Here is a 12,482-nt window from a genome sequence, read left to right on the forward strand (position 1 = left end):
AGATAGAGCGGAAAGCAGGTTAATATTTTTGGAGAAGCGGAAATCTTGTTGCTCCTAAAAGAAAGTCTAATTATCTTAAGGATTGCTTTTTACCTCGCGATGAAGGGCAAAAAAAAATCTCTGCAAATTAGCAGAGATCTTCATTTATTTCTTTTCGGTATTTTTTCGCCAGTCGGTTTTGAAAGTACAGTCTTTGTAGCGGTCATTGATGGAGATAAATATATTGGGTAGTTTTTCTTTGACCCATTTTTCTACCATTTCATTTTTCTTTTTGGTCAGTGCCATTTGCTTGATGCGGTCGTAATCGGTCGCAATGTCTAATTTATGTGCTGCAATAACATCATTAATTTTGATTAAAGTTACGATTTTGCGATCCTGTTGAACTTTGTCCTGAAAAACTTCGGTCATGTCTCCTTTGTTTAAACCTGCAATTTGATAGGCAATCGTGGGAGAAAGATTGAGTTTTTCTAGTTTGTCACTTCCATCTTCTGACGTTAAAACGCCTGCATTGAATTTGCTTTTCTTATCGTCTGAAAATCTGAAAGCTGCGTCTTTAAAAGTCATCTTGCCATCGTGAATTAAAGTTCTGATGCTGTCGAGTTCTTTTTTTGCAGTTGCAATTTCAGCCGCGTTTGGTTCGGCTTTTAAAAGAATATGTCTTGCGTCGTAGTTTTTACCGCTTTTTTTCACGAGTTGAATCAAGTGATATCCAAAGTCTGATTCTACAGGATCTGACATTTCGCCTTCCTGCAAATTAAGGGCTGCAGCTTCGAAGGGTTTTACCATTTTCCCTTTAGAAATCGCTTTGTACAATCCACCATTTGAAGCGGAGCCTGGATCTTCGGAATAAATTCTTGCCTGACTTTCGAAAGTTTCGCCGCCAAGAATTGCCTGTTTTATTTTGTTGAGTCGCGCGATAATTTCATCCTTGTGCGCATCCGTTAATTTCGGGAACATGGAGATCTGCGATAAGCTTACTTCATCCTTTACTTCCGGAAGTTGAAATTGGTATGTCGTGAAGAAATCGGTCACTTCATTTGGAGTTACATCGGCTTTATCGGTGATTCTGCCATATTTCATCTGTCCGTAATAATTATCGGAGTCAATTTTTTCGATGGCGTTTTTCATCTCAAACGAAGTACGGAATTTGTACGTTGTAAGCATTGTTTTCTCATCAGGAAACTGACCAAGAATCTGTGTATATTTTTGATTGGCGTTTTCTTTGAGCACCGCAGAACGGTTTTCAATCAGCGTATCTCTCTTAGCTTCATAGATCAAAAGCTTGTTACTGATGATCCCTTCTACAAACTCGCATTTATTGGCCACATTTGCACCCTGCTGTTTCGAATAATTCGCCTGATCCTCGATATCTGATTCCAGGATAATTTCGTTTCCTACTACAACTGCAATTCCATCGATCAAATCTCCTGATTTCAGCTGTGCATTCATTTTAACTCCAAAAAAAGCTAAAAGAAAAGTAAAAACTAAGGCAAATTTTATATTCTTATTCATATTCATTTTTTAACGATTTGCAAAATTATCATTCTCAGTGATATAACATGCATTATTTATTATAATTATTTCTTAAAATTCTTGTCAAGATCTTTCTTAAATTCGGGCTGAACCACGATTTTAGTTTTTGCTTTTTGCTCATCGATGATCTCCTGAAGTTTTTGCTCAGTTACTGCATCTTTCAAAAGGTCTGCAGCTTCAGCTTGCGTCATTTGTGCTGGAGGCAAAATCTGGTCAATTGCAATAACCAAAGAACGCTGTTTCATTTTGGTTTGATGAACACCGGTTTTGAAAGGTACTTTGTATTTCGTGAACACATCAGCATCTTCCGACATTTCTCCTTTCTCGAAATTGATGAGGATCTGTTTTTTATCGTTCAGTTTACCGTAATATTTGGCTTTCAAAGTTTCCCAGTTTTTAGGATCTTTAATGGCTTTTTCGATCTCGCTGTTCAATTTGTCGTCAGCGATAATTGCAACTCTTCCATCGGCTCTGTTTCCCCAGAAAAATTTCGATTTGTTTTTATTGTAATATTCGGTCGCCCATTCCGGATGTTTTGCAACTTCTTCCGTGAGATATTTGGAGAAAATATAATCTGAATAAAGCCCTTTTTTGAATTCGGCTAAATCTTTTTTAATGTTGGGTTGATCTGTAAAATCCTGGCTGTAAAATTTCAAGAGATCTTGAGTATTCACGCCGGATATCGCATCACTCCAAAGCGCTGGACTTAATTTCTCAGCTTCTTCCTTTTTGTCACCAATGATTTTCTTAAGATCTCCAACCGTAGTTTTATGGTTTTTATATTGATATAGCACCGAATTATCTTTGGCAGCATTAAAATTTAAATACGATTTTTTTACGTTCGCAAATTCCGGGAATTCTTTATAGGATGGATCAGCTTTCAAATAAGCGATCATTTTATCCTGAAGCGTTTCTGCATATAAAGAGCTGTTCATTTCGCGCAGGAAAAAATCGCGATTCTTATCCGTCAAAGCATAAGGTTCTGCATTATAAATATTAAATACAAAATAACTTTCCCCGAAAAGCAAAGGTTCTGGCGTGAAATAAGCTGCTTTTTTTCCTTTAAACAGTTCATAAACTTCATCAGGAAGTGTGGGAGAACCCATTACTACTCCACCATTCTGTTTTTCGTGATCATTGGCGCCGTATAATTTTGCGACATCCTGAAAACTTTTTCCAGCTTTTAGATCTGCATAAATTTTGGTTTTCATCGCTTCTGAATTCGCATCTTTCGGATAAGAAATGGTTCCAAAAATCACATATCCCAAAGTCGGACGAGAGTTTAAAACTTTTCCAAAAGCAACAAATCCCGAATTATTGAAGAATTTTGTGTACGAATTATTTGGTAATACTTTAAGCTCCGAATACAAGTCATTATCTACACTACCAGGTTTTACGTAAACCGCTTTCGCGCTTCCTTTTGTATATTTGGTAATCGCTTCATCCATGGTGATCTTCCCGGATTTCACGTCATTATAGATCTGCTGATAATCATTTTTATCCTCTGCTGATTTCTGAACCATAAAGATCTGCACCTCTTTTTCCGTTTGATTGTCTTTCATGTAAGCATTCAAAACCGGATCGATGACATTGGCAGGATAAAAATATTTAGCACGTAAACCATCTTCTTTTTCGCTCATTTTTTCCCGGAATGCAGCGGTGGTATCTGCTTTTTTCTGCTGTGCAAACTGTTGCAGCAAAATAAAATCCTGTGTTGTGCTGATCGTTTTATCAACACCGGTGTTCTGCAAACCGTACTGATATTCCTTTTTAAAATCTGCAAGAGAAATGCTGTCTTTACCGATGATCATATATTGCGCAGCCATTTTACCGCCTAAACCAGCCATCAAGATGATAACAAATAATTTTTTCATAATTCAGTCTTCTTCAGATGAAGATTAATTTTTAAAGTTGAAATAGTGAGATTGTAGCAAAGTATAAAAGTTAAACTTCCACTTCAAAAGTGGTTAAATCTTTGAAGTTTTTAATTCTTGCGATAATTTCAGCTTCTGTAACTTCCTGTAATTTTTCGGTTCCGAATTTCTCTACAGTAAAAGATGCCATTGCTGAACCAACGATCAATGCCGATTTCATAGTTTCAAAACTAAAATTTTCTTTTTTTGCCAAGTACGCTGCAAAACCACCTGCGAAAGTATCACCCGCTCCGGTTGGATCGAAAACATCTTCTAAAGGAAGAGCAGGAATTGCAAATATTTTTCCGTCGTGGAAAAGCAATGCGCCGTGTTCTCCTTTTTTAATGATGACAAATTTAGGACCCATTTCATGGATTTTTTTCGCAGCTTTTACCAAAGAATATTCGCCGGAAAGTTGTCTTGCTTCTTCGTCATTAATACTGATAACATCTGTTTTTGCGATCATTTGCAATAAAATATCCATCGCAGAATCCATCCAGAAATTCATGGTATCGAGAATCACCAGTTTCGGACGGTTATTCATTTTCTCTAAAACAGAAAGTTGTACGCCTGGATGAAGATTTCCCAATAATAAAATCTCTGCATCTTGCATCGATTCCGGGATTTTTGGATCGAAATGTTCCAAAACATTCACTTCAGTGACCAAAGTATCTCTGGAATTCAAATCGTTGTGATATTTACCACTCCAGAAAAAAGTTTTACCGTCTTTTACAATTTCGATTCCTTCAATATTTACGCCTCTGTTAGAAAGCATATCCAGATCAGATTGTGGGAAATCGCCACCTACAATTGATACAATTCCTGATTCCACTTTAAGAACCGAAGAAGCCAAAGTAATGTAAGTTGCCGCGCCACCTAAGATCTTATCTGTTTTTCCGAACGGAGTTTCTATGGCGTCAAAAGCGACTGAACCAACGACTAATAATTTCATTTATAATTTAATTTAAAGTGTTATTGAGTAAATTTTTTATTTAATATTCGAATTATTTCCAATTAAAAGTGTCTATTAAATGGAGCAGATCTTTTTTGATATAATCGATTGCGGGAGCCAAAGAATCGGGTTTTGGTCTCGTGTTGAAGTAGAGATTCGCCGTCACATAATGTCTTGTAGAATCGGTGACAAAAAATTGCAGATTAGAAGCAGTTGGTCCTTTTAATTCATAGAAATTACCAAAAACACGACGTTCCGGATAATTAAAGGATTTGGTATCAATAGAACTTGCTTTGATCGTATGTTCATAAACCATCTTCTCAGATTCTTTCACGTGAACATCCAGATCATTTTTTACCGGAAAATAAGTAATAAAGACTTTAGCCTTCATTTTCGGGTAATCGATATAATACCAGCAAGGATTTTTAGCATTTTCGATCTTCGCGAAACTTGAATATTCAAAATCGAAATTACAGGGCGAAGTGAATTTTTGATATTTCGCCTCCGGATATTCTAACCGCAGTTCACCCGATGGTTTCGGCTGCGTTTCTTTCGCACAGGAAATCAAAGCAAACCCTAAAAAAGTGAACAGGAGTTTTTTAAACATTTTGCAAAAATACGAATTAGTTTTAGATTTCAAATTTTTCATTATTGAGACTTGTTTAATGGAATCAATCTCAATTATTCGCCTTTAAACCGGGAAGAAAGGTAATTTTCCAAAGGTTTGGGAAAAGATTTCTGATGAGAATCTTCAAAGGTAATTGCAGAAAACCCTTCATCAAAAGAAAATTGATCGAATATTTTTTTTGAAGTTAAAGTCACTTTAAAAATATGAATGGTGAGATTTTTATGCGTGAGTTTATGCAAAACTTTCTTTTGTCCAGTGATAAACTTCTCAAAACTTTCCGGAATTTGAATCGGAAATTCGTAGAGTTTTTTCCAGATAAAATCTTCTTTTCGCTGTTTGATCAGGAATTGATCTTTAAACTCTACAAAATAGTAGGTGAGTTCAAGATCAGTGGGTTTTACTTTCTTAGTCTTTACCGGAAACAATGGAATTATACCCAAATTAAAAGCGACACAATCTTCGTTTAAAGGACAATATAAACAGACTGGATTTTTCGGTTTACATATTTCTGAACCCAGATCCATCATCGCTTCATTGAAATGACCGGCTTCATTTTCCGGCATCATCTTTAGAGCCAGTTCAGAGAAATAATCAAAAGCTTTTGAATGAGAAATATCGAAATCATCGGCAAAAACCCTGGATAACACGCGGTAGAAATTACCGTCAACTGCCGCGATTTTTTTACCGAAGCAAATGCTCGAAATTGCTGCAGCGGTATATTTACCGACTCCTTTTAACTGTAAAATATCAACATGATCAGAAGGAAAAGTTCCATTAAAATCATTCATGATCTGCAATGCCGCTTTATGCAGATTCAGAGCGCGGGAATAATATCCCAAACCTTTCCAATAGAGTAAAACTTCATCAGTTTCTGCCGTGGCTAAAGTTTGAACATCGGGAAATCTTTCTATAAAATTTCGGTAATGATTTAAGCCCTGTTCAATTCTTGTTTGCTGAAAAATGATTTCGCAGATCCAAATTTTATATGGATCGCTGGTTTTGCGAAAGGGTAAATCTCGGCCGTTGATTTCGTACCAATCGAGCAATTTCCTACCAACATGAAGAAAATCAGCATTTTGTTTTTTTGTTTTCAAAAATTCTTATTATATTTGCACACCAAAAATATAAATAAAAAAAGGAAATGACAAAGGCAGAATTGGTAAATACTATCTCAAACAAATTGGGAACTGAAAAGAATGAAACTCAGAAAGTTGTGGAAGCATTCATGCAGGAAATCAGAACTTCAATGTACGGCGGTGAGAATGTTTATTTAAGAGGCTTCGGTTCATTTATAATCAAGACTAGAGCGGCAAAAACGGGAAGAAATATTTCTAAAAACACAGCAATTGAGATCCCAGCTCACAATATCCCAGCTTTCAAACCTTCGAAAACATTTGTAGAGAAAGTAAAAACCAAAGTTTTAGTAAAATAATTAACTAAAGAAAATATACGTTACAAACAAAAAAATTTAAATTATGCCAAGCGGAAAGAAAAGAAAGAGACACAAGGTTGCAACTCACAAAAGAAAGAAAAGAAGAAGAGCGAATAGACACAAGAAAAAATAATCCATTCGCGATTTACAATATAACAATATAGTTGGTGTTTTTATATGATTAAAATCTCACCGACTATATTTTTGTTTTACCCCAAAGTCAGAAACAGAAAATTAGATCAAAATGATCATTTTTTCTTCTGATTTTTTTAAGTTAAACACCTCTAAAAAAGACTAATTAAAATTTTTGAACTTGAGTTCTAGAATTTATTTCTACTTTATTCGAGCTTTAAATCTTTTAATTTCCTATTATTATAATGAAGAAAGAACTGATAATTTCACATGAAGCTGCGCATTCTAAAATTGCGCTGCTCGAAGACGGACGTCTTTTTGAACTCCACGAACAGGAGGACAAAAGCGATTTCGTTGTTGGTGATCTATTTATCGGAAAGGTAAAAAAACTGGCACCCAATCTTAATGCTGCGTTTGTAAGCATCGGTTATGAAAAAGATGCATTCTTGCATTACCAGGATTTGGGTCCGCAATTTCTCACGTACAAAAAATTTCTGCAAGACACTATTTCTAAAAAGCAACAAAACTCTTCTCTGAAAAGTTTTGAGGTTCAAAAAGAAATCGACAAAAACGGAAATATCGAAAAAGTTCTCGCAAAAGACGACAGCGTTATTTTGCAGATTACAAAAGAACCCATTTCTACTAAAGGTCCAAGAATTTCTACACAAATCTCTTTAACAGGAAGATTTCTGGTATTGATTCCCTTTGACAAAAGTGTTTCGATCTCCAAAAAGATTGGCAATGCTGAAGAAAGAGAGCGTTTACGAACATTAATTGAAAGCATTAAACCAGAAGGTTTTGGTGTTATTATAAGGACAGTTGCTGAAGGAAAAAAAGTAGCTGAACTTCATAACGACATGAATCAACTGATTCAAAAATGGGAGAATACGTTCAAAAATCTTCAGAAAAATAAGGTTCCGAGCAAAGTTCTAAGTGAACAGGACAAAGCATCTTCTATTTTACGCGATAATTTCAATGCAGATTTCGTTTCGATTATCTGTGATGATGAGCAAATGGTAGATGAAATGCGGAATTATATTGAAGTGATTGCGCCGGAAAGAAAGAATATTGTACAGTTCTACGACAAACCTATTCCTTTGATGGAATATTATAACGTCGAAAAACAACTGAAACAAAGTTTCGGAAAACACGTCAATATCCCAAGTTCTAAAGGAGCTTATCTTGTCATTGAACATACAGAAGCACTTCACGTAGTTGATGTCAACTCCGGAAATAATATTTCCTCTGGAAATGCAGCAAAAAACGAACATGCTCTGAGTGTGAACAAAATGGCGGCTACCGAAATTGCACGTCAACTCAGACTTCGAGATATGGGCGGAATTATTGTTGTAGATTTCATCGATATGATCAGTGCGGACCACCGCAGAGATCTGTTTGAACATTTGAAAGAAGAAATGGCACGTGATAAAGCACGGCACAAAATTTTACCACCGAGCAAATTTGGTCTCATCCAGATGACGCGACAAAGAACGCGGCCTGAAAATCAAATAGAAACAAAAGAAGAAAATCCGAATATTGACGGTGAAATTCTTGCACCAATTGTCGTAGTTGAAAGAATGGAAGAAGTGATTCGAAACATTATTCAAATCGAAAAAGGCAAGATATTTTTACATGTTCATCCTTTTGTAGAAGCTTATTTAACGAAAGGTTTTATGAGTATTCAGGTTAAATGGTTTTTGAAGTACAAAAAATGGGTAACCATTATTCCAAGAGATTCGTTCAAATATTTGGAGTATAAACTGATCAATTCTAAAAAAGAAGAATTGATGAGTTATTCCAATTAAGAATCAAGGTAAATTTAAAAAGAGCCATTAAAAATAAATGATCTTTTTAATAAAAATTATAACTCCCGAAAATTCGGGAGCTTTTTTGATTTAAAAAGCTACTTCAATTAGCAAGTTTTTTTTCAAGAACATTCTCAATTTTAACCTTTCCTTAAAACAGATTTATAAACTCTTTCCCTAAATTTGTGATATGGAAATTTTCGGTAGAGATTTACTCAAGCAAATACAAAACGCACAGTTAGAAGGTGAAAATGCGCATCAAATTTATTCTCCACCTTACAGACCGCTATTTTCTTATGAAGAGATTCTAACTAAAGATCCAAAATTCGCGGCCGTAAATATTCTCCTTTATCTGAAAGACAATGAATGGTATTTTCCGCTTATGGTGAGAACAACCAACGAAAGAGATCGTCACAGCGGACAAATTTCTCTTCCCGGCGGAAAAAAAGAAGAATACGACGAGGATTTTGCGCAAACTGCAAAAAGAGAAACTTCCGAAGAAATGGGAATTGACATTCATTATAACAGAATCATCAGAGAAATGTCGCCGATTTACATTCCACCGAGTAATTTTTACGTGAGAGCCTTCGTTTCCTACACCAAAAAAAATCCTCAATTTATATTGCAAAAAACCGAAGCGGTAGAGTTAATTGAATTTCCTGTAACTACGCTTTTAAGCCTTTCAGAAAAACCTGAAATGATGATTTTACCAAGTTCCCGCGGCGTGGAAGTTCCGGTGATTAATTTCAATAATTATATTATTTGGGGAGCAACTTCTATGATTTTAAGTGAATTTAGCCACTTGCTGAAAAATTTGTAAATTCGCGGATTATGTAAATTTGACAATGGCGAAGAAAAATATTTTTACCGATGCATTCGGTAACCTCTATTTCCTGAAAAGACTCATTATTTTTATTCTGGGAATGGTATCTTACAGGAGGTTCAACGGTTTTAACAAACTTAAAATCAGCGGTACTGAAAATCTGGTTGATTTACCTGATTCCAACGTTTTATTTGTATCTAATCATCAAACTTACTTTGCAGATGTTGCGGCGATGTATCACGCATTTTGTGCGGTTAATAATGGCTATCTGAACTCTATCAAAAATCCGATCTATTTACTGAATCCGAAAGTAGATTTTTATTATGTTGCTGCGGAAGAAACGATGAACAAAGGTTTCATGACCAAAATTTTCAAACTTGCAGGAGCAGTCACTGTAAAAAGAACTTGGCGTGCTGAAGGGCACAACGTGAACAGAATGGTGGATCTGTCGGAAGTTGAAAACATTATGAAAGCACTCGATAATGGTTGGGTGATTACTTTTCCACAAGGAACGACATCTGCTTTTGCACAAGGAAGAAAAGGAACAGCAAAATTGGTAAAAAATCAAAGACCGATTGTAATCCCTATAAAAATAAATGGTTTTCGAAGAGCTTTCGATAAAAAAGGTCTGCGTGTAAAAGTTACCGGTGTAAAACCTACGATGGAATTCAAAAAACCAATCGACATCGATTATGACAAAGACAATGCACAAGTTATTATGGATAAAATTATGGTTGCCATCGAACAATCTGAAGAGTTCAACGTTTTACACGAATACGACAAAGAATTAAAAGCTCAAAAAACAGAGACAGAGAATTAACAGACAAATATTGATTAATGAAAAACCTCATTTTTGTATTCTTATTATTGATATTAGCCGGTTGCAAAACCCAAAATAAATATTCGGATTTTGATTACAGTTATTCAAGAAGCGGCGGTTTCTCACCGATTTATGAAAATCTTTTGATCAAAGGAAACAACGCTCATTATTCTTTTGAAGCACAGGAAAAAAAAGTAAAAAAAGATTTTCAAATTTCAAATGAAGAGTTGAAAAATATCGAATCGGTTCTTACCCAAAATAATTTCCGAAGCATTCAGGAAGATTATAAAAAGATCTATGACCACATTTCAACCTCCATTAATGTAACAAATGGTGCAAATTCCGGAAGAAAATCTAATGCTGCATCTATCATGAAGAAAGATAACAAACGTTGGGAAGCAGTAACAAATGTCTTTCAGCAAATCATTTCCTCGAATACGAAAGCCGTCGATTCTAAAAAATAATTTCCTTTAATGATTTCTTTTCCTGCTCTACTCGATTATTCTAAAGAGAAAACCCGCGTTCTGATCTACACTTCAAATCCTTCGATTGCGAAATTAGTTGTAGAAGTTTTGAATTTTTCCTGTAAGGAATTTGACTTTTTTCTTGAAGATGGTTTGACTAAAAATGATGACAATGATTTTGTTATTTTTGAAACTTCTGATATAGAAAAAGCTTCTCAGTTTAAACCTACTATATTCTTTATTTCAAAGGAAATTAACAGCGAAAATATAGATCCAGCTTTAAGAAATATTACTCCGGGTGGGATTTTAATTTATCCAAGTGAATTGGAAACGATCGTTGAAGAATGCCCACATTATTTCAGAAAACTTCCTTTTCAATCTTCTGTCTTTCAAAAAAATACTGATCAATTCGTTCTTAGTACAGAAATGGGTCCGATTCCAGTGATTTCAAGGGATGAACATTTGATAAAAAATTTAGAAGGAATTAAATTACTTTGCCAGCAATTTGGCGTTATGGAAGAAGAATTCTATGAACCCATGATGAGCTTTGAATAGCATTTACTTATAAAATTAATTTCTGATTTTCCTCTAAAAAAATCATTTTTTGAAAGTCTGAAAATTTCATTAATTTTACATAACTCCAAAAAGTAAAAAAATGAGATACCATCATTCCGGGAAAATTCCTCAAAAAAGACACACTGTTTTCAAATCAGAAGACGATAAATTTTATTATGAGCAACTTTTCGGGACGGAAGGTTTCCATGGAATTTCCTCCTTACTTTATCACATTCACCGCCCAACACAAATAAAATCGATCAGCGAACCGAAAGATGTCACGCCAAAAATTGCAGTAGATAAAAACGTAACTCCAAGAATGTTTAAAGGAGTGAATGTTACCCCAGAAGACGATTTTCTGGATAGTCGAAAAATTTTGATGCTCAACAATGACCTCAAAATGGGCTTGGCAAAGCCGCGAAAATCAACCGAATATTTCTATAAAAATGCAGAATGTGATGAACTTCTTTTCGTGCATGAAGGAAGCGGAACCATGAAAACATTCGTAGGAAATCTGGAATTTTCTGTAGGTGATTATTTAATTGTTCCCCGCGGTACGATCTATCAAATGGAATTTAATACAGAAGAAAATGTATTCTTAATTGTAGAAAGTCATTCGCCAATTTACACTCCGAAGCGATATCGAAATGAGTTCGGTCAACTTCTGGAACACTCCCCATTTTGTGAAAGAGATATTATCACCCCGACTTACGTAGAACCAATTGATCAAAAAGGTGATTTTCTAATCAAAGTTAAAAAGGAAAACCAGATCTGGGATTTCGTTTACGCAACTCATCCTTTTGATGTTGTGGGTTGGGACGGATATTTTTACCCTTTCAAATTCAATATCAAAAATTTTGAACCGATTACGGGAAGAATTCATCAACCGCCACCAATTCATCAAACTTTCGAAGCGCATAATTTCGTGGTTTGTTCTTTTGTTGCGAGAATGTATGATTATCATCCGCAAGCAATTCCGGCGCCTTACAACCACTCGAATATCGATTCAGACGAGGTTTTATTTTACACAGAAGGAGATTTTATGAGCCGAAATCATATCGATTTAATGGATTTCACGCTTCATCCTGGTGGAATCGTTCATGGCCCTCATCCTGGAGCGATGGAAAGATCGATCGGTAAAAAATTTACAGAAGAGTTTGCAGTGATGGTCGATCCTTTCCGGCCGTTTAAAATTACGGAAGAAGCTATGAAAGTAGAAGATCCGACTTACAAAACTTCCTGGTTAGAAAGCGAAGATCATACTTTAAAAGACCGGTCGCAGGAATAATTTTTAATATAAAAGAGCTGATTCAATAGAGTCCGCTTTTTTTATGATTACGAAACCATATTTTCTTGATAAAATTTAGAAATAACTCAGGTAAATACGCAGCTTTGCAAACATCACCCAATCTGCTGTAGCGCAAA

Annotated in this window: 12 protein-coding genes; 7 read left to right on the forward strand and 5 right to left on the reverse strand. The window is 35.3% G+C overall.

Going from position 1 to position 12,482, the window contains the following annotated elements:
• Positions 1 to 144: 144 nt before the first annotated feature.
• The 5 genes from OA86_RS07835 to mutY all read right to left on the reverse strand — a co-directional run bounded on the left by OA86_RS07835 (position 145) and on the right by mutY (position 6,120).
• A complete protein-coding gene (locus OA86_RS07835; RefSeq protein ID WP_039351786.1) occupies positions 145 to 1,512 on the reverse strand; it encodes a peptidylprolyl isomerase in 1,368 nt (455 codons plus the stop codon).
• Positions 1,513 to 1,577: 65 nt separating this feature from the next.
• Entirely contained in the window at positions 1,578 to 3,407 is a 1,830-nt protein-coding gene (locus OA86_RS07840) for a hypothetical protein (protein WP_039351418.1), read from the reverse strand.
• Positions 3,408 to 3,477: 70 nt separating this feature from the next.
• Positions 3,478 to 4,398, reverse strand: a complete 921-nt coding sequence (locus tag OA86_RS07845; RefSeq protein WP_039351422.1) for a PfkB family carbohydrate kinase — start codon at positions 4,396 to 4,398, stop codon at positions 3,478 to 3,480.
• A 52-nt stretch (positions 4,399 to 4,450) separates the two neighbouring features.
• Positions 4,451 to 5,005, reverse strand: a complete 555-nt coding sequence (gldD, locus tag OA86_RS07850; RefSeq protein WP_039351425.1) for a gliding motility lipoprotein GldD — start codon at positions 5,003 to 5,005, stop codon at positions 4,451 to 4,453.
• Between the two features lie 74 nt (positions 5,006 to 5,079).
• Complete coding sequence (gene mutY / locus OA86_RS07855; RefSeq protein ID WP_039351429.1) at positions 5,080 to 6,120, reverse strand: A/G-specific adenine glycosylase; 1,041 nt, start codon at positions 6,118 to 6,120, stop codon at positions 5,080 to 5,082.
• Between the two features lie 47 nt (positions 6,121 to 6,167).
• Between mutY and OA86_RS07860 the strand changes: the two genes are divergently transcribed.
• The 7 genes from OA86_RS07860 (at position 6,168) to OA86_RS07890 (ending at position 12,345) form a co-directional block, all read left to right on the forward strand.
• The gene (locus OA86_RS07860) at positions 6,168 to 6,458 is read left to right on the forward strand and encodes an HU family DNA-binding protein (protein WP_039351432.1); all 291 of its coding nucleotides are present in this window, start codon (positions 6,168 to 6,170) and stop codon (positions 6,456 to 6,458) included.
• A gap of 377 nt (positions 6,459 to 6,835) precedes the next feature.
• Entirely contained in the window at positions 6,836 to 8,395 is a 1,560-nt protein-coding gene (locus OA86_RS07865; protein WP_039351435.1) for an Rne/Rng family ribonuclease, read from the forward strand.
• Between the two features lie 190 nt (positions 8,396 to 8,585).
• A complete protein-coding gene (locus OA86_RS07870) occupies positions 8,586 to 9,215 on the forward strand; it encodes an NUDIX hydrolase (RefSeq protein ID WP_039351437.1) in 630 nt (209 codons plus the stop codon).
• 25 nt (positions 9,216 to 9,240) lie between these two features.
• Positions 9,241 to 10,038, forward strand: a complete 798-nt coding sequence (locus OA86_RS07875; protein WP_039351440.1) for a lysophospholipid acyltransferase family protein — start codon at positions 9,241 to 9,243, stop codon at positions 10,036 to 10,038.
• Positions 10,039 to 10,055: 17 nt separating this feature from the next.
• A complete protein-coding gene (locus tag OA86_RS07880; protein ID WP_039351443.1) occupies positions 10,056 to 10,502 on the forward strand; it encodes a hypothetical protein in 447 nt (148 codons plus the stop codon).
• Positions 10,503 to 10,511: 9 nt separating this feature from the next.
• Positions 10,512 to 11,057: a hypothetical protein gene (locus OA86_RS07885; RefSeq protein ID WP_039351446.1), complete on the forward strand. Its 546-nt coding sequence runs from the start codon at positions 10,512 to 10,514 to the stop codon at positions 11,055 to 11,057.
• Between the two features lie 100 nt (positions 11,058 to 11,157).
• Positions 11,158 to 12,345 carry a homogentisate 1,2-dioxygenase gene (locus OA86_RS07890; protein ID WP_039351449.1) on the forward strand — a complete coding sequence of 396 codons (1,188 nt, stop codon included), beginning with the start codon at positions 11,158 to 11,160 and terminating at the stop codon, positions 12,343 to 12,345.
• Positions 12,346 to 12,482 lie beyond the last annotated feature (137 nt).

This window comes from Kaistella jeonii (assembly GCF_000812865.1).
In the GTDB taxonomy this organism is placed as follows: domain Bacteria; phylum Bacteroidota; class Bacteroidia; order Flavobacteriales; family Weeksellaceae; genus Kaistella; species Kaistella jeonii.